17 protein-coding genes and 1 pseudogene are annotated in these 22,433 nt (G+C 64.7%); 4 read left to right on the forward strand and 14 right to left on the reverse strand.

What is annotated here, in order from left to right; translation table 11 throughout:
• Nucleotides 1-97: 97 nt before the first annotated feature.
• On the forward strand, nucleotides 98-1,444 hold the full coding sequence (locus MJ8_RS02095; protein ID WP_201412862.1) for an NAD(P)/FAD-dependent oxidoreductase: 1,347 nt from the start codon (nucleotides 98-100) through the stop codon (nucleotides 1,442-1,444).
• A gap of 52 nt (nucleotides 1,445-1,496) precedes the next feature.
• Here the strand turns inward: MJ8_RS02095 and MJ8_RS02100 are convergent, their stop codons facing one another.
• The 14 genes and pseudogenes from MJ8_RS02100 to puuE form a co-directional block, all read right to left on the reverse strand.
• Nucleotides 1,497-2,951, reverse strand: coding sequence for a S8 family serine peptidase (locus tag MJ8_RS02100; RefSeq protein WP_201412863.1), 1,455 nt, complete (start codon nucleotides 2,949-2,951; stop codon nucleotides 1,497-1,499).
• A complete protein-coding gene (locus tag MJ8_RS02105; RefSeq protein WP_201412864.1) occupies nucleotides 2,941-3,606 on the reverse strand; it encodes an anti-sigma factor in 666 nt (221 codons plus the stop codon). The genes MJ8_RS02100 and MJ8_RS02105 overlap by 11 nt, the downstream gene beginning before the upstream one ends.
• A complete protein-coding gene (locus tag MJ8_RS02110) occupies nucleotides 3,603-4,169 on the reverse strand; it encodes a sigma-70 family RNA polymerase sigma factor (protein ID WP_201412865.1) in 567 nt (188 codons plus the stop codon). The genes MJ8_RS02105 and MJ8_RS02110 overlap by 4 nt, the downstream gene beginning before the upstream one ends.
• Nucleotides 4,170-4,452: 283 nt before the next feature.
• Nucleotides 4,453-5,292, reverse strand: a pseudogene (locus MJ8_RS02115) (alkaline phosphatase family protein).
• 81 nt (nucleotides 5,293-5,373) lie between these two features.
• Nucleotides 5,374-6,963: an ABC transporter substrate-binding protein gene (locus tag MJ8_RS02120; RefSeq protein WP_201412866.1), complete on the reverse strand. Its 1,590-nt coding sequence runs from the start codon at nucleotides 6,961-6,963 to the stop codon at nucleotides 5,374-5,376.
• Nucleotides 6,964-7,139: 176 nt separating this feature from the next.
• Nucleotides 7,140-8,795: an ABC transporter ATP-binding protein gene (locus MJ8_RS02125; protein WP_201412867.1), complete on the reverse strand. Its 1,656-nt coding sequence runs from the start codon at nucleotides 8,793-8,795 to the stop codon at nucleotides 7,140-7,142.
• The gene (locus MJ8_RS02130) at nucleotides 8,795-9,616 is read right to left on the reverse strand and encodes an ABC transporter permease (protein ID WP_128259938.1); all 822 of its coding nucleotides are present in this window, start codon (nucleotides 9,614-9,616) and stop codon (nucleotides 8,795-8,797) included. The genes MJ8_RS02125 and MJ8_RS02130 overlap by 1 nt, the downstream gene beginning before the upstream one ends.
• Before the next feature lie 51 nt (nucleotides 9,617-9,667).
• Nucleotides 9,668-10,627: an ABC transporter permease gene (locus tag MJ8_RS02135; protein ID WP_201412868.1), complete on the reverse strand. Its 960-nt coding sequence runs from the start codon at nucleotides 10,625-10,627 to the stop codon at nucleotides 9,668-9,670.
• A 100-nt stretch (nucleotides 10,628-10,727) separates the two neighbouring features.
• The gene (locus MJ8_RS02140; protein WP_201412869.1) at nucleotides 10,728-12,317 is read right to left on the reverse strand and encodes an ABC transporter substrate-binding protein; all 1,590 of its coding nucleotides are present in this window, start codon (nucleotides 12,315-12,317) and stop codon (nucleotides 10,728-10,730) included.
• 148 nt (nucleotides 12,318-12,465) lie between these two features.
• A complete protein-coding gene (locus tag MJ8_RS02145) occupies nucleotides 12,466-14,451 on the reverse strand; it encodes a CocE/NonD family hydrolase (RefSeq protein ID WP_201412870.1) in 1,986 nt (661 codons plus the stop codon).
• Between the two features lie 86 nt (nucleotides 14,452-14,537).
• The gene (locus MJ8_RS02150) at nucleotides 14,538-15,131 is read right to left on the reverse strand and encodes a nucleoside deaminase (RefSeq protein WP_201412871.1); all 594 of its coding nucleotides are present in this window, start codon (nucleotides 15,129-15,131) and stop codon (nucleotides 14,538-14,540) included.
• Nucleotides 15,132-15,142: 11 nt separating this feature from the next.
• A complete protein-coding gene (locus MJ8_RS02155) occupies nucleotides 15,143-15,634 on the reverse strand; it encodes an ureidoglycolate lyase (protein WP_201412872.1) in 492 nt (163 codons plus the stop codon).
• On the reverse strand, nucleotides 15,631-16,506 hold the full coding sequence (locus MJ8_RS02160) for a bifunctional allantoicase/(S)-ureidoglycine aminohydrolase (RefSeq protein WP_201412873.1): 876 nt from the start codon (nucleotides 16,504-16,506) through the stop codon (nucleotides 15,631-15,633). Before MJ8_RS02160 ends, MJ8_RS02155 begins: the two co-directional genes overlap by 4 nt.
• 82 nt (nucleotides 16,507-16,588) lie before the next feature.
• Nucleotides 16,589-18,013 (reverse strand): allantoinase PuuE, encoded by a 1,425-nt coding sequence (gene puuE / locus MJ8_RS02165; RefSeq protein WP_201412874.1) that lies wholly within the window; start codon nucleotides 18,011-18,013, stop codon nucleotides 16,589-16,591.
• 187 nt (nucleotides 18,014-18,200) lie between these two features.
• Here puuE and uraH point away from each other — a divergent pair, with 187 nt between their 5' ends.
• From uraH to xdhB, 3 genes are read left to right on the forward strand one after another with little or no spacing between them, the layout of a single operon-like run.
• On the forward strand, nucleotides 18,201-18,575 hold the full coding sequence (gene uraH, locus MJ8_RS02170) for a hydroxyisourate hydrolase (protein WP_201412875.1): 375 nt from the start codon (nucleotides 18,201-18,203) through the stop codon (nucleotides 18,573-18,575).
• Between the two features lie 3 nt (nucleotides 18,576-18,578).
• Nucleotides 18,579-20,054 carry a xanthine dehydrogenase small subunit gene (gene xdhA, locus MJ8_RS02175; protein WP_201412876.1) on the forward strand — a complete coding sequence of 492 codons (1,476 nt, stop codon included), beginning with the start codon at nucleotides 18,579-18,581 and terminating at the stop codon, nucleotides 20,052-20,054.
• On the forward strand, nucleotides 20,054-22,426 hold the full coding sequence (xdhB, locus tag MJ8_RS02180; protein WP_201412877.1) for a xanthine dehydrogenase molybdopterin binding subunit: 2,373 nt from the start codon (nucleotides 20,054-20,056) through the stop codon (nucleotides 22,424-22,426). The genes xdhA and xdhB overlap by 1 nt, the downstream gene beginning before the upstream one ends.
• Nucleotides 22,427-22,433 lie beyond the last annotated feature (7 nt).

The raw sequence follows: 22,433 nt of genomic DNA on the forward strand, positions 1-22,433 counted from the left end.
CTGTCGTGGGACAACGGTCCGCCTTCTGCTGCTCCTGATCTTGGACGGTGACAACCGGTAAGCCAGAACCGTCAACCAGTCCTGTCGGGTGCGCCACTTGCCGATATTCCCGTTCACCGAAGCGGATCCAATCCAACACCCTGGGCCACCGCCCAAGGCTTCGGAGGTGGTGATCGTCGGTGGGGGTGTCATCGGCGTGACGACGGCCCTTTTCCTTGCGGCCCGAAACGTTCCGGTGACGCTGCTGGAAAAAGGCCGCGTCGCGGCCGAACAGTCCTCCCGAAACTGGGGTTGGATCAGAAAGCAGGGGCGAGACGCGGATGAGCTGCCGATCGTCATCGAGGCTTGCCGCCTGTGGCGCCAACTGGCCGAGGAATGCGGCGAAGACATCGGGCTTAACCAGACCGGCGTGACCTACCTGGCGAACGCCGACAAGGACATGGCCAAGTTCGAAGATTTCATGAGGATCGCCGCGATCCATGATCTCGACACGCGCCTTCTGGACGCCGACGAGACCGCGAAACTCATCACCGGCATGTCGCGTAGATTCGCAGGCGCGATGACGACGCCCTCCGATATGCGCGCGGAGCCTTGGCTGGCGGTGCCGGCGCTGGCCAGGCTCGCCGTGCGAAAGGGCGTCAGGATCGTGGAGAATTGCGCCGCGCGCACCCTCGACATCGCGGCCGGCAGGATCAAGGGCGTGTGGACCGAGGCGGGATATATCGATACTTCCACCGTGCTGGTGGCGGGCGGCGCGTGGTCTTCCCTGTTCCTGGCGAGGCATGGCGTGTCCATTCCCCAGCTCAGCGTCCGCGTCACCGCGGCCGCGACGGAACCATTGCCCGAGATCTATGCAGGCGCGGCCGCCGACGATCATATCGCCTTCAGGCGCAGGCAGGATGGCGGATACACGCTCGCCGCGGGCGGCAGCCATTTGCTTTATTTGGGGCCTGACGCGTTCCGGCACTTCACCCAATATCTTCCCGCCCTCAGGGACAATCCGTTCGGCACGCGCTATTTCCCCTTCGCGCCGTCGGGCTATCCCGATGGCTGGTCGACGCCGCGCGATTGGGCGCCGGATTCAGAGAGTCCTTTCGAGAGAATGCGGGTACTCAACCCAGCCCCTGAGCCGGCAAAGCTTCGATCGATCGAGCGCAATTTCAAGCAGCTTTTTCCCCGGTTCGAGACAGTTCGCCTGAAGGCCGGCTGGGGCGGCATGATCGACGCGATGCCCGATGTCGTTCCCGTGGTGGACCAAGTGCGGGCGATCGGCGGTCTTTTCGTCGCAACGGGAATGTGCGGCCACGGCTTCGGCATCGGGCCTGGCATCGGCCGCGTCGTCTCTGACCTGATCCAGGGAAACGACATCGGGCACGATCTCAGCCGGTTCCGGCTGTCGCGCTTCTACGATGGGAGCCCTGTCCGGCTGGGGCCGGCGCTTTAAATAGGCAGCTGGCCGCCGCCATCCCGCAAATGGGGTAGCAGACTGCCTGGACTCATTCCTTCGCCGCTCCAGCTGCCTTGATGTCCAGCAGCCCATAGCCGAAATCATTGTCCCGCCCCTTGGGCCCAAGATCCTTGGCGGTTGCGGCAAGCGCCTTCTCGATCTCGTCGGCCGTGCGGTCCGGCGCGGCGTGGAGCAGGTTGGCGATGGCGCCGGACACGATCGCGGCGGCAAAGGACGTGCCGGTCACCACGTCCGAGCCGGCGCCGCTCGGCGCCACCATCTCGACGCCCGGCGCCGAGATGAAGACGTATGCGCCGCGATTGGCTTGCGGCATCAGCCCATCCTTGGCGTCGGTCGCCGTCACCGCGATCACGCCGTCGAAAGCGGCCGGGTAGCCATAGGGCGCCTTCGGGCCATTGTTGCCGGCGGCGGCCACCAGCACCGTGCCCATCGCCCGCGCATTGCGGCAGGCGGTGCCGAGCAGGTCGTTCTTCGGACCGACGAAGCTCATATTGATAATGCGCACATTTTTCTCGGCCGCCCAGTCGAGCGCCGACAGGATGACGTCCATGGTCGACTTGCCGCCTTCGAAGGCGCGCGCGTGATAGATTTTAGCGCCCGGCGCCATGCCTTCCAGCGGCCCGACGCCGGCGATCAACCCGTCGACCGAGGTGCCGTGGTCGCGCTTCTCGACCGGCACGTTGGGCATCGCGTCATATTGCTCGGCAATGACGCCGGCAAGCGCAGGGTTGGTGTCGTCGATGCCGGTATCGATGACGGCGACCCGCACATTCTCGCCGCTTGCTTGTTTGGCGTCGAGCGCGATGCGGTCGAAGGCATAGTTCACGATGCCGGCGGCCTGCTGCAGCGTGTAGATATGGTTGGGCTCGCGCCGCTGCGTGCGGCCATCGGCGGCGAGCTGCGCCAGCACCACCCCGACCGGTCGCCCGTCGGTGATGCCGAAGCGCACCAGAGTGGTGCCGAGCAGCCGCGACTGGCGCTGCGAGCGCACCTGCAAGCCGAAGGAATTGGCGATCTGCTGCACCACGCCGGCATCGCCGGCGACCGTCACCAGCACCTCGTCGGGCACGAATTCGCCGGCAATTGCGCGCGGCGGCTCGGCAACGTTGAGGCCTTGCGGCACGGTGACGGGGCCGCTCGGCGCCGGAGCGGGCGGCGGTGTGTTGCCGGAACCGTTCGATGAGGATGTGCCGTTGGACGGCGCGGGCGTTTGTGGAGCTGCACTCGCCGGCGGGTTCGGGAACAGATCGACGATCAGCGCCGGCAGGAGCACCGCACCGCCCGTGGCCGTGCCGTTGCTCGGCGCACCACCGTTGCCCGTGGGGCCGCCGTCCTTGTCGCATTCGCCGCCTGCCGCCGTCGTGCGGTTCAGGCAATCGAGCTGTTTTTGCGTCAGGTTCGGATCATTGGTCTGCGCGAACGCAGGCGCGGCGACAAATGTCGCCGTGAGGATCATCGAATGAATGACCGCTTTAGCCGCCATCGGCCGGTTTCCTTCCCTGCACCACAGCATCCGCGAAAGGCTGGGCGGCAACAAGGCCGACGAGCCTGTCGTAATCGGCAGCTGTGCTGGCCGGGATCGTCAGGTGGAACACGCCGTCCGCGGTCGGGCCGCTGGCGATCTTCAACCCGTTCTGGCCGAGGAAGGCGGCGATATCGGCCATCTTGGCATCCGGCTTGAACTTCACCAGCGCGAAAGGCAGCTTCGCCAGATCCTCCTGGGCGCCGGCCACCTCGAAGTCGTTGCCCTTGCCGCCCGGCCGTTCGAAGGACTGCGCGATGACCAGCGCAAGCAGCACCGCTGCCGCGGCCCAGGCGACGCCGGCAGGCATTGCCGTCACCCGGCCGAAGAGTTTTGCCAGCCAGGATTGGCCGGGCGCGCGCACGGGGCCGGCCTCGGCGTCGAGCGCCCTGGTAAAACGGCTCAGGGCATCGGCTGGCGGGCGGATCGCCTCGTTGGCGGCGGCGGTGCCGGAGAATTCGGCCTCGGCCTCGCCAAGGGCGGCAAGCGCCGCCGGATCGGTGGCCAGCCATTCCTCGACGGCTTCCAATTCGGCGCCTTCCAGCGAGCCGTTCAGATAGAACGGCAGCAGCGTCTCCATCTCGTCGCGGCGCGACATCTTTTCAGCGGCACTCATGGCCACCCCCTGTCGTAACCGGCGGCCTTCAGCGCTTCGCCGAGTTTCTTGCGGGCGTAGAACATCCTGGTCTTGACGGTCGCGACCGGAATGCCGAGCACCTCGCCGATCTCGGTCACCGACTGGCCGTGGTAATAGGCAAGATCGATCACCGTGCGGTGTTCCTCAGCCAAGGCATCGACGAAGCGGCGCAAGGCGGCAGCCTTGTCCTCCTTCATGGTGACGATTTCCGGCGTGTCGGCGCCGTCGGGGACTTGCGCCGCGTCGTCGTCGTCGATCCAATCTTCCTTCTTCTTGCGCAGCAAGGACAGCGCCTTGAAGCGGGCGATGCCGAGCAGCCACGTCGAAACTTCGGAGCGGCCCTCAAAGCTGGGCGCTTGTTTCCAAAGCTCGAGAAAAACCTCGTTCGCGATATCGTCGGCCATCATTTCCGATCCCGTCTGGCGCGCCACGAAGCGGTAGATCCGCGCGTGGTGACGCATGAACAGGAGCCGAACGGCGGCCCGGTCGCCCTTCGCGACCCGGTCTACAAGCGCGCGATCGGTTTCCGTCGCCGCATTCATGGCCGGTCGAGCCGCCTGGCTCCTCGAAGCTCTGTCGCTGATCGGTCCAAAAAGGTTCACCCTCCGCCAAGGATTTTCGGAGGCTAACCGAAGAGAAGGGAGGTTGCCAGTAGGGGCAGGGCGCCTCCCTTCTCCCCTTGTGGGAGAAGGTGGCCGCGAAGCGGCCGGATGAGGGGTGTTCCAGGGAAAGCCAGCGTCTCACTCCGCTGGAACACCCCTCATCCGTCTCGGCGCTGCGCGCCGATCCACCTTCTCCCACAAGGGGAGAAGGAGAGGGCCGCGCTTACCCCAAAAACACCTTCGCCTTCATCGTCTCGGGGATCGTCACCCCAAGCCGGCTCAGCACCGTGGGCGCGAGCTGCAGCTGATCGAGCCGCGTGTCGGCCTCGGGGCCTTTGGCCGGCCCGAAATAATAGAGCGCGAAATCCTGCATCTCGTCGTCATGGCCGCCATGGTGGCCCCGGTCGGTCTGGCCATGGTCGGCCGTGACGATCACTTCATAGCCGGCTTGTCGCCATTGCGGCAGGAAGGCGGCGAGCATCCCGTCCATGGCTTAGCAGGCATGATCCATCTCGTGGCAGTCATGGCCGAAACGATGACCCATCGAGTCCAGCGTGCAGGTGTGCAGGATGCCGTAGTCGATGCGGTGGCGCTTGGTCAGCATGGTCAGCGTCGCGAAAAGGTCGACGTCGCTCGGCGTCATCTGGTTCTTGAGGTTGTAGCCGGTCATGGTGTGGAAGCGGCCATGCGTGATCGGTCCGCTTGGATCGTCGAACTCCATGTCCTCGACGAGATCGAACGGATACGAGCGGAAGAATTCCGACCAATAGGAATGGGTCACCGCGCCCGTCTTGCCGCCGGCCTTGCTCACTTCCGAGAAGATATCCGGCTGGGTGACGCGAAAGCGGTTCTCGTTGGACAGGATGCCGTGCACCTGCGGCGTCACCCCGGTGTGGATCGAGGCGTAGCAGCAGGCCGAGGTCGACGGCAGCACGGAGCGCATCTTCCACACCTGCGCTTCGCCCGATTGCGCCCAGCCCTCGAGATTGCCCATCAGCCGGCGCCAGTTCCGGTAGGGCACGCCGTCGAGGATGATGAGCAGCAGTTTGGATTTGAGCGCCACGAAACGTCCCTGTGATTGTTCTTCGAAACGAAAACGCCGCGTGTCGCGCGGACACGCGGCGCTGCTTTGGATAGCCTGATATCAGGCGTTCAGCCAGCACTCGCAGAGCGCGTAGCCGTCCATCATCTCGCCATTGGGGTTCTTCACCCAGCCGCTGACCTTCTTGGTGTTGGCGGCATCCACGAACTGGTTGAAGAACGGCACGATCAGGCCGCCCTCGTCGCGCATCAGCATCGCCATGTCGCGGTAGATCGCCTTGCGCTTGGCCTGGTCCAGCTCGGCGCGCGCCGTGTAGAGCATCTTGTCGAATTCGGGCCGCTTGAAACGCGTGTCGTTCCAGTCGGCGGTCGACAGATAGCCGGTGGAATACATCTGCCCCTGGGTCGGCCGCCCGCCCCAGTAGGAGAGCGAGAAGGGCTGCTTGTTCCACACTTCCGACCAATAGCCGTCGCCGGGCTCGCGCTTGATCTCTATTTTGATGCCGGCTTTGGCGCAGGACTGTTGATAGAGTTGCGCCGCGTCGACCGCGCCCGGGAAAGCGACGTCCGAGGTACGCAGCAGGATCGAGCCGCTATGGCCCGACTTCTTGTAGGCCGCGGCCGCCTTTTCCGGATCGAACTTGCGCTGCTCGATGTCGGCGGAAAACAGCGGATAGGCTTCGTTGATCGGGAAGTCGTTGCCGACCGAGCCATAGCCGCGCAGGATCTTGTCCAGCATCTCCTCGCGGTCCATGGCGAGCTTCAGCGCCATCCTGAGGTCATTGTTGTCGAAGGGCGCGGTGTCGCAGAACATGTTGAACGGGTAGTAGCCGCGCCCCGCCACGTTCTCGATGCTGACGCCCGGCATGCGCTTCACCAGATCGACCACCTTGGGCTCGACGCGGTTGATGAGATGCACCTGGCCGCCCTGCAGCGCCGCAAGCCGGGCCGTCGGATCGTTGATCACGACGATCTCGATCTGGTCGGCATGGCCGGCCTTGTCGCCACGCCAGTAATTGGCGAAGCGCTCGCCGCCATGCTTCACGCCGGGCTGGTTGACGGCAACCTTGTACGGGCCGGCGCTGATGCCGGCATTCGGATTGTCCTTGCCGCCGTTCGGCTGGATGACGAGGTGGTAGTCGGCCATCAGATAGGGGAAGTCGGCATCGGCGTCGCCGAGCGTCACCACCACCTCCTTGCCGTCGGCCTTGATGGTCTTGATGTTCTTCAGGATGCCGAGCGCGCCGGATTTCGACTTCTCGTCGGCATGGCGCTCGAGCGTGGCGACGACGTCTTGCGCCGTCACCGTCTTGCCGTTGTGGAATTCGATGCCGTCGCGAATCTTCATCGTCCAGGTCTTGGCGTCGGCCGAAGCGCCGATCTCCTCGGCGATCAGGTTCTCGACTCCGCCCTCGGGCGTCAGCCGAACGAGGAATTCGCCCCACTGCTTGCAGAAATTGTAGGTCACCTGGCTGAGATTCAGCGCCGGGTCGAGGCTGTTGGTCGACTCACCACCTTGCAGGCCGGCCCTGATGATGCCGCCCTTGACCGGGGTTGCCGCGAAAGCCTTGCCGGCCAGCGTCGTGGCCAGCGCCGCCGACACGCCGAGCGCCGCCGCGCGGCCGAGGAAATCGCGCCGCGATATCCTGCCCTTGCCGGCGAGTTCGGCGAGATGATCGAGTTCCGTCTGCATGTCCTGCCCCCTTTTTTGAGATTGATGTCGCGTGCCCTACCTGCCCGCAGCCGATCTTTCACGCTGCGCATTGCAGCCGCATGACAATGGCCGACCGGATACCGCTTGGGCGGCTTTCTCTTTGATCAGACGCAATTCCGGACGGAAAACCGCTTCACACTTTTCCTGGAATTGCTTCAGTTTCCGGCGCTTTCCATGCGCCGTCCTTTGATCGCCTTCTCCAGCCAGCCGATCTCCATCTCCGGCACGGAGGACAAGAGCAGATCCGTATAGGCGTCGAAAGGCGGCGTCAGCACCTTGCTCTTGGAGCCGTAGCGCACCACCTCGCCGCGGTACATCACCGCGATCGAATCGGCTATGGACTTCACCGTCGCCAGGTCATGGGTGATGAACAGATAGGCGACGTTTTCGATCTGCTGCAGATTGAGAAGCAGCTTGAGGATGCCGTGGGCGACCAGCGGGTCGAGCGCCGAGGTCACCTCGTCGCAGATGATCAGCTTCGGCTTCGCGGCGAGCGAGCGGGCGATGCAGACGCGCTGCTTCTGGCCGCCGGACAGCTCGGCCGGGTAACGGTCGACGAAACCCTTGCCCATCTCGATCTCGTCGAGCAGCTCTGCCACGCGCTTGTCGCGCTCGCGTCCCTTCATGCCGAAATAGAACTCCAGCGGCCGGCCGATGATGGTGCCCACGGTCTGGCGCGGGTTCATCGCCACGTCGGCCATTTGGTAGATCATCTGCAGTTGGCGCAGGTCCTCCTTCGGCCGGTCGGCCAGCCTGTTGGCGAGCGGCCTGCCGTCGAAGGTGACGGTGCCTTCCTCGGGCGGCAACAGGCCGGTGATGGCGCGCGCCAGCGTCGACTTGCCGGAGCCGCTCTCGCCGACGACGGCCAGCGTCTGTCCCGGATAGATGTCGACCGAGACGTTCTTCAGCACCTTCACATGGCCACCGCCATAGGCTGCGGTCACATTCTTCACCGACAGGAAGGGCGTCGCGCCGGGCTGCTGTTCCTTGTGCTCGATCTCATGCACCGAAACCAGCGCGTTTGTGTATTCCTGGCGCGGCTCCTTGATGATCTGCCGCGTGCCGCCCCATTCGACCAGCCGGCCGTGGCGCAGCACCATGATCTCGTCCGAGACCTGGGCGACGACGGCAAGGTCATGCGTGATGTAGAGGGCCGCCACATGCGTGTCGCGGATAGCGTCCTTGATCGCCGCCAGCACGTCGATCTGCGTCGTCACGTCGAGCGCCGTGGTCGGCTCGTCGAAGACGATGAGGTCCGGCTCCGAGCAGAGCGCCATCGCCGTCATCACGCGCTGCAGCTGGCCGCCGGAGACCTGGTGCGGATAGCGCTCGCCGATCGTGTCGGGATTGGGCAGGCTGAGCTTCTTGAACAGCGCGACGGCTCGCTTCTCCGCCTCGGCGCGGGTCGCGGTGCCGTGCAGCATGGCGGCCTCGACCACCTGGTCGATCAGCTTGTGCGCCGGGTTGAAGGCGGCCGCCGCCGACTGCGCGACATAGCACACCTCGCGTCCGCGCAGCGCCCGCACGCCTTTCGGTCCGACCTTCAGGATGTCGCGGCCGTTGAGGATCACCTCGCCGCCGGTGATGCGCACGCCGCCGCGGCCATAGGCCATGGACGACAGGCCGATGGTCGATTTGCCGGCGCCGGATTCGCCGATCAGGCCCAAAACCTTGCCCTTCTCGAGCGTCAGCGAAACGTCGTGGACGAGCGTGATCGTCTTCGGCGCTTCGCCCGGCGGGTAGACGGTCGCCTCGATGCGCAGATTGCGGATGTCGAGGAGCTTGCCTGAATTTGCCTTGCTGTCGGCCATCAGCCGCGCCCTCCCTTCAGGCTCGTCGTGCGGTTGAGCACCCAGTCGGCGACGAGGTTGACGGAGATCGCCAGCACCGCGATCGCGGCCGCCGGGATCAGCGCCGCCGGAATGCCGAAGACGATGCCGTCCTTGTTCTCCTTGACCATGCCGCCCCAGTCCGAATCCGGCGGCTGCACACCGAGGCCGAGGAAGGACAGCGCCGACAGGAAGAGCACAGCGAAGATGAAGCGCACGCCGAGTTCCGCCACCAGCGGCGACAGCGCGTTGGGCAGGATCTCGCGGAAGATGATCCAGGCCTTGCCTTCGCCGCGCAGCTTGGCCGCCTCCACGAAATCCATGACGTTGATGTCGACGGCGACGGCGCGCGACAGGCGGTAGACGCGGGTGGAATCGAGGATGCCCATGACCAGGATCAGCGTCAGCGTGTTGGTCGGCAGCACCGACAGGACGACGAGGCCGAAGATCAGCGTCGGGATCGACATCAGAAGGTCGACGAAGCGCGACAGCAGCGTGTCGAACCAGCCGCCGAAGACAGCCGCCGTGAAACCGAGGATCGAGCCGAGCGAGAAGGACAGCGCCGTCGCCGCCACCGCGATCTCCATGGTGATGCGCGCGCCGTAGATCATGCGCGAGATAAGATCGCGGCCGAGATTGTCGGTGCCCAGCCAGTGCGCCGCCGACATCGGCTCCCAAACGTCACCGACGATCTCGCCATTGCCGTGCGGCGCCACCCAGGGCGCGAAGATGGCGCAGAACGCGAAAGCGCCGGTCAGGATCAGCCCGATCCACGCGGTGACTGGGATTTGTCGTAGCGCCATTCGCCTCAGTTCCCCTTCTCTTGCGTCCGGCCCGTCATTTCGGATGCCCCGTCACTTTGGATGCCGCAGCCGCGGATTGGCCACGATGGCGGCGATATCGGCGACGATGTTGAGCGTGATGTAGACCGCGGCGAAGATCAGGCCGACCGCCTGCACCACCGGCACGTCGCGTTTGGCGACATGGTCGACCAGATATTGCCCCATGCCGGGATAGACGAAGATCACCTCCACCACGACGACGCCGACGATGAGATAGGCGAGGTTGAGCATGACGACGTTGACGACCGGCGCGATCGCGTTCGGAAACGCGTGCTTGCGGATGATGTCGAAGGGTTTCAGCCCCTTGAGCTCGGCCGTCTCAATATAGGCCGATTGCATGACGTTGAGGATCGCCGCGCGCGTCATGCGCATCATATGGGCGAGCACGACCAGCGTCAGCGCGGTGGCCGGCAGCACCACGGCCTGCAGCCTTTCGAGAAAAGGCGTTGAGTCGTCCACCGTCGAGATGCTCGGGAAGATCTGCCAGTGCACGGCAAACACGAAGATCAGCACATAGCCGATGAAGAATTCCGGGAACGATGTCGAGGCCAGCGCCAGGCCGGAGATCAGCTTGTCGACGAAGCCGTTGCGATAGCGCACCGCGATCAGGCCGAGGATGATCGCCAGCGGCACCGCGACGATCGCCGCGCAGGCGGCCAGGAACAGCGTGTTCTTCAGCCGGGTGCTGATCGAGCTCGCAATATCGAGCCCGCTCGACTGCGCCGTGCCGAAATCGCCATGCAGGATGCCCCAAAGCCAGTGCACGTAGCGTAGCCAGGCCGGGTCGTTGAGCCCGAGCTGCTCGCGCAGGTTGGCCAGCGCCTCCGGCGTCGCCGACTGGCCGAGGATCGCCTGGGCGACGTCGCCCGGCAGGATCTGCGTGCCGGCGAAGATCAGCACGGAAACGGCCAAAAGAAGAACAAGGCCCAGCAAGATGCGCTGAGCGACCAATCTCAGGATCGGAGACGACATCGGCTACCCGCAATGGTGAAGAAGGGATGACACCCGCCCTTCGGGCGGGCCATGAAAGCCGGGAAGGGCCGGCTCGCGCCGGCCCTTCCTTTGTCCTTCGTCAAGCCTGCAGCCAGCACTCGATCAGGGCGTGGCCGTTGCTGAGTTCCTGCGCCGGATTGTCGACCCAGCCTTCGACGCCCTTGCCGGTCGCGTCGACGAACTGGTTGAAGAACGGCACGATCAGGCCGCCTTCGTCGCGCATGATCTCGCCCATGTCGCGGTAGATCTTCTTGCGCTTGGCTTCGTCGAGCTCGCCGCGTGCCGCAAGCACCATCTTGTCGAAGTCCGGGCGCTTCCAGCGGGTGTCGTTCCAGTCGGCGGTCGAAAGATAGGCCGTCGAATACATCTGGTCCTGGGTCGGACGGCCGCCCCAATAGGAGAGCGAGAAGGGCTGCTTGTTCCAGACTTCCGTCCAGTAGCCGTCGCCCGGCTCGCGCTTGATCTCGATCTTGATGCCGGCCTTGGCGCAGCTCTGCTGATAGAGCTGGGCGGCGTCCACGGCGCCCGGGAACGCGACGTCGGAGGTGCGCAGCAAAATCGAACCGCTATGGCCCGATTTCTTGTAAGCCGCGGCCGCCTTCTCCGGATCGAACTTGCGCTGCTCGAAATCGCCTGCGAACAGCGGATAGGCCTTGTTGACGGGCATGTCGTTGCCGACCTCGCCGTAGCCGCGCAGGATCTTGGTCAGCATCTCCTCGCGGTCCATGGCGAGCTTCAGCGCCATGCGGAGGTCGTTGTTGTCGAAGGGCGCGGTGTCGCAAAACATGTTGAAGGGATAGAAGCCGCGGCCCGAGGCGGCTCGGATGGTGACGCCGGGCAGCCGCTTGACCAGATCGACGATCTTCGGCTCGACGCGGTTGATCATGTTCACCTGGCCGCCTTGCAGCGCCGCCATGCGCGCCGTCGGGTCGTTGACGACGACGATCTCGACCTGGTCGGCGTGGCCGTATTTGTCGGCCTGCCAGTAATTGGCGAAGCGCTCGCCGCCATGCTTCACGCCGGGCTGGTTCACCGTGACCTTGTACGGGCCGGTTCCGATGCCGGCGTCCGGCTTGTCCATGCCGCCATTCGGCTGGATGATCAGGTGATAATCCGCCATCAGGTAAGGCATGTCGGCGTTCGGGTCCTTCAGCGTGACCACGACATTACCGCCATCGGCCTTGATGGTGTCGATGCTCTTCAGGACGCCGAGCGCGCCCGACTTGGACTTTTCGTCGCTGTGGCGCTTCAGCGTCGCCACCACGTCGTCCGGCGTCACTTCCTTGCCATTGTGGAACTGGACGCCCTTGCGGATCTTCATCGTCCAGGTCTTGGCGTCCTTCGAGCTGCCGATCTCCTCGGCGATGAGATATTCGACGCCGCCGCCCGGCGCGAGCTCGACCAGCGTCTCGCCCCAGCATTTGCCGAAGGCGAACGGAACCTGACTGAGGAAGGTCGCCGGATCGAGGCTGTTGGTGGATTCACCGCCCTGCAGGCCGGCCTTCAGCGTGCCACCCTTGACCGGGCCGGCGGCGCGCACGGCGCTGGAGAGCAGCGAGTTGGCGAAAGTGGCGGTGACGCCGAGCGCCGCGGCGCGACCGAGAAAATCGCGACGGCTGAGTTTTCCGGCCGCGACTCGCCGGCTGAGATAGTCAAGTTCGTTGGACATTATGGTTCCTCACTCTGGGTATGCGACCTTATGGTCGTTTCTTGCTATTGGAGGAGATAATGACCGTAAGGGAAAGCGGCAGGCAAGACCGAATGCGACATGCGGTGGCGTAAATCGCACGTCGCATTTGGACCAATCTTGCCTGCGCTCAGACGAGCGCGCGGGGAATCGCCTGCTCGAAATCGCGTTCGAAGACGAGATTTTCGCCCTCATAGGCTTCGATTCTGGCGCTGACGATGAAGTTTGCGGCGTCGGATCGCATCTTGGCAAAGGTTTCGGTCCGCACAGACCATTCGTTGCGCGACAATGTCTGTGTCCAATGCGTGGCTCCGGTGGCCGACAGCGGATCGTCGGGATGGATCGCCCATGTCTCGCGCACGATGCTGCCATTGACCAGCCCGTGGTCGAGATCGCGCACCGCGCCGAAATCGTCGGTTATGGAAAGCGTGACCAGGCCGGTCTTCTCGTCGCGGTCGACATGGCGTTCCGAATTCGCCGGCCGGATCGTCTCGGTCGCCCAGGGCGTCGCGCCTTCCGGCTCGGGAAACGAAACCTCATTGTCTTTTGCCGGCGGGCGCAGCGGCAGCTTCAGCGTTGCCTGCGCCAGATCGAGCCGCACCGGTTCCGGCGAGGGCCAGATCATCGGCCAGTAGGCGGTGGAGACGGCGACGCGCAATCTGTGGCCGGCCGGCACCCGGTAGGCGCACTGGTCGAGCACCACGCGCGCCGACACCGTCTCGCCCGGAACAAGCGCTTGCGGGAACTCATGCGAGTTGCGGTGCGTGAGATTGAGCACGCCGTAGGAGATCAGCTCCGACGCGCCGTCGGGATGCACGTCGCAAAGCCGCACCGCGATGTTGGCCTGGAGCCGGTCGGAGGCAAGCCGGACCTCGAGTTCCGGCGCCCCGACGATGTCGATCGCCTCGCCGAGTTCCGGCTGGTCGAAGCACACCGACAGCGCGTCGTCGGGGCGCTGGTCGCCCGGCAGTTCCGGCCCGAAGGTGAAGGGAAAATACTCGCCGCCGGCAAGTCCGCAGGTCTGGGGCGATGCGACGATGGAGGGTTTCGCGTCCGCTGCAATGAGCTCGATCGCCTCGACCTTGATGTTCGAGGACGGCCATTCCTGTTCCGCCACCCAGCGGCCCGGCCGCTCGGGATGCCAGCGCGCCGGCCGCACGCTGTCCATCACATAGGCGCGGTAGGCCGGATCGTTCTCGACGCCGGTCGCAGCACCCTTCAGCCAGCGGTCCCACCAGCGCAGCGCCTCCTGCAGGAAGCCGATGGCCGGATTGGGTCCGGCGTAGTGCGGGTATTTGTGAATCCAGGGGCCGACGATGCCCTTGACCGGCGACTGGATGCCGGTGACGAGATTGGAGATCGTGTTACGGTAGCCGTCATGCCAGCCGCCGATCGACAGCACCGCCGCCTTGACTGCGGAAAAGTCCTCGCAGATCGAGCCGCGCTTCCAATAAGCGTCGCGATGCTGGTGGCTGAGCCAGAGCGGCAGGAGGAAAGGCTGGTTTTCCAGCCGGTTCAGCCACAAATCCCGCCAGCGATTGCCGCCGGCGATCACGGGATCCGGCGGCCGCGACGAATAGGACAGCATCGTCGAGGCCCAGCCGAAATTTTCCAAGAGCAGGCAGCCGCCCTTGTAATGGATGTCGTCGGCATAGCGATCGACGGTCGAGCAGAGGCTGATCACCGCCTTCAGCGCCGGCGGCTGCTTCGCCGCCACCTGCAGGCAGTTGAAGCCGCCCCAGGAAATGCCCATCATGCCGACATTGCCGTTGCACCAGGGCTGAGCCGCCGCCCAGGCGATGACGTCGCAGGCGTCCTGCAATTCCTGCTCGGAATATTCGTCGTCCATCAGCCCTTCGGAATCGCCATTGCCGCGCATGTCGACACGGATCGAGGCATAGCCCTGCCCGGCGAAATAGGGATGGGTGAGCTGATCGCGGAAAATGGTGCCGTCGCGCTTGCGGTAGGGCAGATGCTCGAGGATCGCAGGCACCGGATTGTCGGCCGCGTCCTCGGGCATCCAGATACGCGCCGACAGCCGGCAGCCATCCGGCATGACAATGCCCATGTCGGGAAATTCGACGACCTTGCGAGGGAATTCTGTGACGATTTTCATGGGGCGCGCTCCAAAGCGTCGCCACATGATGCGGCGACCAACAGCGCGTCATGGGCCAGCCGACGAAATCGGCTGGTCAATCTACGTCAGTTCAGCGGGATGTCGTTTTCCGCCTTGCCGGCTTGATAGGCATTCGAAAGCTCTTCGTACCGCGCCGCGATTTTCCCGATCCTCGCCTCTAGCCGCTCACGTTCGCCCCCGGGCAGCGCCCGCACCAGCCGGCGGATCGAGAAACTTTTCCAATAGGCGTTCTCGGCGTTGTAGCCGCCGGGGTCGAGTGTGAAGACCTCTTTCAGGATCTTGAGGTCGTGCGGGATGGCAAAGCTGTCGCGCGAATCTTCGTGGCTGAACAGATAGTAGAAATTGTCGAAGCCGGTCCAAGTGATCGCCGACAGGCAGAGCGAGCAGGGCTCGTGCGTGGCGATGAACAGCGCGTCCTTGGTGTCGACGCGCTCGGCTTTCGGCATCTCGTAGAAGCGCTTCAGGCAATGCACCTCGCCATGCCAGAGCGGGTTTTCCATCTCGTTGTTGGTTTCGGCCAGCACCAGGGAGCGATCGTCTTTCCGCAGAATGGCGGCGCCGAACAGCTTGTTGCCATGCGCGACGCCTTGCGCCGTCTTCGGCACGATGTCGTACTCGATCACGTCGAGCAGGCGGTCGATCAGCGAAACGTCGGTCATGGGAAAGGCTTTCAGGGAAGATGGATTTCGTAAGGGTGCGAGAAATAAAATTCTTCGAGATTGGAGCCGTCGCCGCCGCGGTCGACGATAATAAAATCCTGTTCCTCGCCGATCGGCGTCAGCACGCCGTGCCAGAGGTTGCGCCGGTAGTTGATGCCTTGTCCGGGGCCGGCGAGAAAGGCATGCGGCTCGCCCGGCCCGTCCTTGGTGTCATGGCAGACGACGACCAGGAACGGCCGCGGCGACAGCGGGATGAAGGCCTGGCTGCCGAGCGGATGGCGCTCGACCATGCCGAGCTTCAAAGGCATCTCGTAGGGCGTCCCGCGCACCATCGAGATCAGCACCTTGGCATTCGGCCCGGTGGCCTCGGCGGTGGCGAGGTCGTGGTAGCGCATCGCCTTGCCGCCATTGATCGGGTAGCGGTTGTCGCCGCTCATGTCGATGACGTCGCCGAACGGCGCGAAGTTCTCGCGGGTCAGCGGTCGGGCGACGATGCGGCTCACCGCGCCTTGCCCCCGAGATAGCCGCCCCCAAGATAACCGCCAAGCCTGGCGTGGCGGTTGACGTCCTTGTAGAGCAGATAGCGGAAATTGCCGGGGCCGCCGGCATAGCAGGCCTGCGGGCAGAAGGCGCGCAGCCACATGAAGTCGCCGGCCTCGACCTCGACCCAGTCCTGGTTGAGGCGGTAGACGGCCTTGCCTTCCAGCACATAGAGCCCATGCTCCATGACATGGGTCTCGGCGAAGGGTATGACAGCGCCCGGCTTCAGCGTCACGATGGTGACGTGCATATCATGGCGCATGTCGGCCGGATCGACGAAGCGGGTCGTTGCCCAGCGGCCTTCCGTGCCCGGCATCGGGCTCGGCGCCACCTCCTGGTCGCTCGAGAAGAAGGCTTCCGGCACGTCGAGGCCATCGACCGCTTCATAGGCCTTGCGGATCCAATGGAAGCGGGCAGCGGCGCCGCTATCGTTGCGCACCGTCCAGCCACTCCCCGGCGGCAGGAAGGCAAAGCCGCCGGGGGCAAGCACATGCTTTTTGCCGGCTAGCGAAACAGTAAGCTCGCCCTCGACGACGAACAGCACGCCCTCGGCGCCGGAATCGAGTTCGGGCCGGTCGCTGCCGCCGCCGGGCAGGACCTCGACGATATATTGCGAGAACGTCTCGGCGAAGCCCGAGAGCGGCCTGGCGATGATCCAGGCCCTCGTCTTGTCCCAAAAGGGCAGCGGGCTGGTGACGATGTCCTGCATCACGCCCTTGGGGATGACGGCATAGGCCTCGGTGAAGACGGCCCTGCCGGTCAAGAGCTCGTTCTGGCCGGGATGGCCGCCCTGCGGCGCGTAATAGGTTCGCTCGGCGGTCTTGATCATATCCATGGGGTCCTGACCCTCAGAGCAATTCCAGGAAAGTGTGAAGCGGTCTTCCGTCGGGAATTGCGTCAACAAAAACAACAAACGTTCAGAGCGGGAGCATGTCTTTCAGTCGAAGCAGCGCGATGCGTTCGACCTGTTTGCAGGCGGTTTCGAACTCGGTGCCGCGGCTGTTGCCGATCCGCGCCTCGAACTCCGCCAGGATTTCGTCCTTGGTCTTGCCCTTGACCGCGATGATGAAGGGGAAGCCGAAGGTGGTGACATAGGCGGCGTTGAGTTTCGAGAACAGCTCGCGCTCCTTGTCGGTCAGCGCGTCGAGTCCGGCGGAGGCCTGTTCTTTGGCCGATTCCGGGGTCAGCCGCTTGGCCGCCGCAAGCTTGCCGGCAAGGTCCGGGTGAGCGTTGAGCACGGAAAGCCGCTCGGCTTCGCTCGCTGCGCGGAAGACGCGGCAGAGCGCGTTGTGCAGGCCGCCGGCACTGTCATGCGCCGGGCCGAGCTCCAGCTCGTAGGCGCGCTCGGCGATCCAGGGCGAATGCTCGAACACGCCGCCGAAGGTGTGCACGAATTCCTCGAACTCCATCCGTGATGGGCGCAGCGCCGGCGCCTCGTAGGGATGCGTTTCGCGCCAGTGCCTGGCGATATCGATGCGCCGCGTCAGCCACACTTTGTCATGCGACTTCACATAGTCGACGAAGCGCTTCAATGCCGCCACCCGTCCGGGGCGGCCGACCAGCCGGCAGTGCAGGCCGATATTCATCATGCGCGGCCGCCCTGCCTTGCCCTCGGCATAGAGCGTATCGAAGCTGTCCTTCAGATAGGCGAAGAACTGGTCGCCGGAGTTGAAGCCCTGCGGCGTCGCGAAACGCATGTCGTTGGCGTCGAGCGTGTAGGGGATGATGAGCTGCGGCTTCTCCAGCCCGTCGCGGTCGAACCAGTAGGGCAGCTCGTCGTCATAGGTGTCGGAGACGTAGTCGAAGCCGCCCTCCTCGGCGACGAGACGCACCGTGTTCACCGAGGTGCGCCCGGTGTACCAGCCCGTCGGCCGTGCGCCGGTCACTTCGTAGTGCAGCCGGATGGCCTCATCGAGGTCGCGCTTTTCATCCTCGGCGGCATGGTCGCGGTAATCGATCCATTTCAGCCCGTGCGAGGCGATCTCCCAGCCGGCCTCCTGCATCGCTGTGACCTGATCTGGCGAGCGGGCGAGCGCGGTGGCGACGCCGTAGCAGGTCACCGGCACCTGCGCTTCGGTGAAAAGCCGGTAGAGCCGCCAGAAGCCGGCTCGAGCGCCGTATTCGTAGATGGATTCCATGTTCCAGTGACGCTGGCCGACCCAGGGCGCCGCGCCGACGATCTCCGACAGGAAGGCCTCCGAAGCCTTGTCGCCGTGCAGCACGCAGTTCTCGCCGCCTTCCTCGTAGTTGACGACGAATTGCACCGCGACATGCGCGCCGCCGGGCCATTTCGGGTCCGGCGGATTGGCCCCGTAACCGCGCATGTCCCGATCGTAACGCATGGCTGCTCCTGCCCGACTGTTGCACTGAAGATATCCAAAGGAGTGCCGCAGCATTCCCCCGAAAATTTTTGAAAGTGCTTTTTGCCGCACTCCGCTCGACCAGGGCTTATGCATCGCCTTTAATTGGCGCACAATTGACCTGAAACGTACCGGCCAATCGGTCGTGCTGGAAAATGGGAGGCGGCCAGTGGCAGAAACGTCGAAAGCCGATGGTGGGCGCCTGACGACCCATGTGCTCGACACAGCGACCGGCCGGCCGGCAAAGGGCCTGTCGATCGGCCTTTTCCGCATCGAGGGCCAGAGCCGCACGCATCTCAAGACCGTCGCCACCAACGACGACGGCCGCTGCGACGCGCCGTTGCTCGCCGGCGCCGATTTCCACGTCGGCGAATATGAGCTGGTTTTCGCCGCGGGTGATTATCTGCGCGGCCAGGGCATGAAACTGCCTGACCCCGCTTTCCTGGACGTGGTGCCCATCCGATTCGGCATGGCGGAGGCGCGGCACTACCACGTGCCGCTCTTGATTTCGCCCTATGGCTACTCGACCTATCGGGGGAGCTGACACATGGCAGAGATCCGCAACGAGATACGCTTCATCCTGAACGGCAGCGACGTGGCTCTGAGAGACATCGCGCCCGATGCGACCCTGCTGGACTGGCTGCGGCTCAACCGCTCGCTGCGCGGCACCAAGGAAGGCTGCGCCGAGGGCGATTGCGGCGCCTGCACGGTGCTGGTCGGCAAGATTGCCGGCGACGGCCTCGTCTACGAAAGCGTCAACGCCTGCATCCGCTTCATGGGCTCGCTCGACGGCACCCATGTCGTCACCGTCGAGCATCTGCGCGGCGAGCCTGGCAAGTTGCATCCCGTGCAGCAGGCGATGGTCGATTTCCACGGCTCGCAATGCGGCTTCTGCACGCCGGGCTTCGTCATGTCGCTCTATGCGCTCTGGATGAAGACGCCCGATCCGTCCAACGCTGCGATCGAAAAGGCGCTGCAGGGCAATCTCTGCCGCTGCACCGGCTACGAAGCGATCATGCGCGCCGCGCATGCCATCTCGAGCTACGGCAAGGCGGCTAAGGATCCGCTGGCCGTGGAGCGCAAGGACATCACCGCGCGGCTGGAGGCATTGCGCGATGGCGCCAGGGTCGAGGTCGACGCGGGCAAGGCGCGATTGATCGTGCCGGCCGATGTCGACGATTTCGCCGCCGTGCTCGAGCAGGAGCCGGCCGCCACCATCGTCGCGGGCTCGACCGATGTCGGCCTTTGGGTCACCAAGCACATGCGCGACATCTCGCCGGCGGTCTTTATCGGCGGGCTCGAGGGCCTGCGCACAATGTCGGAGAAGGATGGCGTGATCACCATCGGCGCCGGCGTCACCTACAGCGAGGCTTTCGAGTCGCTATCGAAGCGCATACCGGCGCTGGGACCGCTGGTCGACCGCATCGGCGGCGAGCAGGTGCGCAACATGGGCACGATCGGCGGCAACATCGCCAACGGCTCGCCGATCGGCGACACGCCGCCGCCGCTGATCGCGCTCGGCGCTCGGCTCACCCTGCGCAAGGGCAAGACCCGCCGCACGATCCCGCTCGAAACCTTCTTCATCGCCTATGGCAAGCAGGACCGTCAGCCCGGTGAGTTCGTCGAGGCGATCCATGTCCCGGTGCCGGCAAAGGGCACGAAGTTTGCCGTCTACAAGGTCACCAAGCGGCGCGACGAGGATATCACGGCGACGCTCGGCGCATTCTACCTAACCTTGGCCAAGGACGGCACGGTGGCCGACATCCGCATCGCCTATGGCGGCATGGCGGCGACGCCGAAACGCGCCACTGCGGTCGAGAAAGCTCTTGTCGGCAAGACCTGGAACGAAGCGACGGTGGAGGCCGCGATGGCCGAATACGCCAGGGATTTCACGCCGCTGACCGACATGCGGGCGAGCGCCGAATACCGGGCGCTGGCGGCGAGGAACCTGTTGCTGCGCTTCTTTGTCGAGACCACCGGCACCAAGGCGCCGTTGCAGGTCTCCCGCTACGAGGCTGCCTGATGACCAAGCACGTCCCCAACCTCAAGGCGCAGAAGATTTCCGGCGGCGTCGCCAGCGACCAGCGCCATGATTCCGCGCACAAGCATGTCAGCGGCACGGCGGTCTATATCGACGACATGCCGGAGCCGGCCGGCACGCTGCATGGCTGCCTAGGCCTCTCCACCGCGACGCATGCGACGATCACGAAGATGGACCTCGCGGCCGTGCGCGCCGCGCCCGGTGTCGTCGATGTGCTGACGGCAAAGGACGTGCCGGGCGAGAACGACATTTCCCCGACCGGTCGTCATGACGAGCCGGTGCTCGCCGACGGCAAGGTCGAGTTCTACGGCCAGCCGATCTTCTGCGTCATCGCCGAGACACGCGAACAGGCCCGCCGCGCCACTAGGCTGGCCAAGGTCGAATACGAGCAACTGCCCTTCGTCACTGACATCGGCGCGCTCGACCCGCGCAAGGATAAGCTGGTCACGCCACCGCTCACATTGAGGCGCGGCGACGCGGCGACTGCGATCAAGGCGGCCCCCCGCAAGCTCAAGGGCAAGATGCGCGTGGGCGGCCAAGAGCACTTCTATCTCGAAGGCCATATCGCCATGGCCGTCCCCGGCGAGGACCACGACGTCACCATCTATTCCTCGACCCAGCATCCGAGCGAAGTCCAGCATATGGTGAGCCATGCGCTGGGTATCCCGAGCAATGCCGTTACGGTGGAAATCCGCCGCATGGGCGGCGGCTTCGGTGGCAAGGAAACGCAGGGCAACCAGTTCGCGGCGCTCGCCGCGATCGCCGCCAAGCGCCATCGTCGCGCGGTCAAGATCCGGCCCGACCGCGATGACGACATGACCGCCACCGGCAAGCGGCACGATTTCCTGATCGACTATGAGGTCGGCTTCGACGACGACGGCAACATCCTCGGCGTCGACTTCATGTTTGCCGCGCGCTGCGGCTTCTCGTCGGACCTCTCCGGTCCGGTCACCGACCGCGCGCTGTTCCACTGCGACAACACCTATTTCTGGCCGGCGGTGCACGCCCAATCGGCGCCGCTCTACACCAACACGGTTTCCAACACCGCCTTTCGCGGCTTCGGCGGCCCGCAAGGCATGATTGGCGCCGAGCGCGTCATCGACGAGGTGGCCTTTGCCCTCGGCAAGGATCCGCTCGAGATCCGCAAGAAGAATTTCTACGGCACAAGCGGTGAAAAGGGGGGCGACCGCAACATCACGCCTTATCACCAGGTGGTCGAGGACAATGTCATCCAGCGCATCGTAGCCGAGTTGGAGGCGAGCTCGAATTATGCGCGGCGCCGGCGCGAGATCAGTGCCTTCAACGCCAACAGCCGGTTCGTCAAGCGCGGCCTGGCGCTAACGCCGGTCAAGTTTGGCATCTCCTTCACCGCCACGCATTACAATCAGGCCGGCGCGCTGGTGCATGTCTACACCGACGGTTCGGTTCACCTGAACCATGGTGGCACCGAGATGGGGCAGGGCCTCTACCTCAAGGTGGCGCAGGTCGTGGCGGAGGAGTTCCAGATCGACCTTGACCAGGTGAAGATCACCGCCACGACCACCGGCAAGGTACCGAACACCTCGGCCACCGCGGCTTCCTCGGGTTCCGACCTCAACGGCATGGCGGCGCAGAACGCCGCACGGCAGATCAAGGACCGGCTGACCAACTTCGCTTCGGAAAAATACCAGGTGCCGCGCGATCAGGTGCTGTTCCTCCCCAACCGGGTTCGCATCGGCAACCAGGAGATACCCTTCGGCGATCTGGTCAAGCAGGCCTATATGGCCCGCATCCAGCTTTCGGCCGCCGGCTTCTACAAGACGCCGAAGATCCACTGGAACCGCGACAAGGGCGAGGGCCGCCCCTTCTACTACTTCGCCTATGGCGCTTCCTGCTCGGAAGTCTCGATCGACACGCTTACGGGCGAATATGTGGTCGAGCGCACCGATATCCTGCACGAGACCGGCCGCTCGCTGAACCGCGCCATCGACCTCGGCCAGGTCGAGGGCGGCTTCATTCAGGGCATGGGCTGGCTGACCACCGAGGAACTGTGGTGGGACGACAAGGGCCGCCTGCGCACCCATGCGCCGTCGACCTACAAGATCCCGCTCGCCTCCGACCGGCCGAAAATCTTCAACGTCACGCTGGCCGACTGGTCGGAGGCGAACGAACCGACCGTGCATCGCTCCAAGGCCGTCGGCGAGCCGCCTTTCCCGCTCGGCATGTCGGTCCTGCATGCATTGTCGGACGCGGTCGCCAGCGTCGCGGATCACAGGATCTGCCCGCGCCTCGACGCGCCGGCAACGCCTGAACGGGTGCTGATGGCGATCGAGCGCCTGAAGCGGGAAGCCTCAGGCCGGCCTGAATCTGCCTAAACGTGCA

The organism is Mesorhizobium sp. J8 (assembly GCF_016591715.1).
GTDB lineage: Bacteria > Pseudomonadota > Alphaproteobacteria > Rhizobiales > Rhizobiaceae > Mesorhizobium.

What these genes read in the sequence shown, in the direction of transcription:
- MJ8_RS02100 (WP_201412863.1), bottom strand. Translation starts at nt 2,951, where the DNA reads ATGGCGGCTAAAGCGGTCATTCATTCGATGATCCTCACGGCGACATTT.
- MJ8_RS02105 (WP_201412864.1), bottom strand. Translation starts at nt 3,606, where the DNA reads ATGAGTGCCGCTGAAAAGATGTCGCGCCGCGACGAGATGGAGACGCTG.
- MJ8_RS02110 (WP_201412865.1), bottom strand. Translation starts at nt 4,169, where the DNA reads ATGAATGCGGCGACGGAAACCGATCGCGCGCTTGTAGACCGGGTCGCG.
- MJ8_RS02120 (WP_201412866.1), bottom strand. Translation starts at nt 6,963, where the DNA reads ATGCAGACGGAACTCGATCATCTCGCCGAACTCGCCGGCAAGGGCAGG.
- MJ8_RS02125 (WP_201412867.1), bottom strand. Translation starts at nt 8,795, where the DNA reads ATGGCCGACAGCAAGGCAAATTCAGGCAAGCTCCTCGACATCCGCAAT.
- MJ8_RS02130 (WP_128259938.1), bottom strand. Translation starts at nt 9,616, where the DNA reads ATGGCGCTACGACAAATCCCAGTCACCGCGTGGATCGGGCTGATCCTG.
- MJ8_RS02135 (WP_201412868.1), bottom strand. Translation starts at nt 10,627, where the DNA reads ATGTCGTCTCCGATCCTGAGATTGGTCGCTCAGCGCATCTTGCTGGGC.
- MJ8_RS02140 (WP_201412869.1), bottom strand. Translation starts at nt 12,317, where the DNA reads ATGTCCAACGAACTTGACTATCTCAGCCGGCGAGTCGCGGCCGGAAAA.
- MJ8_RS02145 (WP_201412870.1), bottom strand. Translation starts at nt 14,451, where the DNA reads ATGAAAATCGTCACAGAATTCCCTCGCAAGGTCGTCGAATTTCCCGAC.
- MJ8_RS02150 (WP_201412871.1), bottom strand. Translation starts at nt 15,131, where the DNA reads ATGACCGACGTTTCGCTGATCGACCGCCTGCTCGACGTGATCGAGTAC.
- MJ8_RS02160 (WP_201412873.1), bottom strand. Translation starts at nt 16,506, where the DNA reads ATGGATATGATCAAGACCGCCGAGCGAACCTATTACGCGCCGCAGGGC.
- puuE (WP_201412874.1), bottom strand. Translation starts at nt 18,013, where the DNA reads ATGCGTTACGATCGGGACATGCGCGGTTACGGGGCCAATCCGCCGGAC.
- xdhA (WP_201412876.1), top strand. Translation starts at nt 18,579, where the DNA reads ATGGCAGAGATCCGCAACGAGATACGCTTCATCCTGAACGGCAGCGAC.
- xdhB (WP_201412877.1), top strand. Translation starts at nt 20,054, where the DNA reads ATGACCAAGCACGTCCCCAACCTCAAGGCGCAGAAGATTTCCGGCGGC.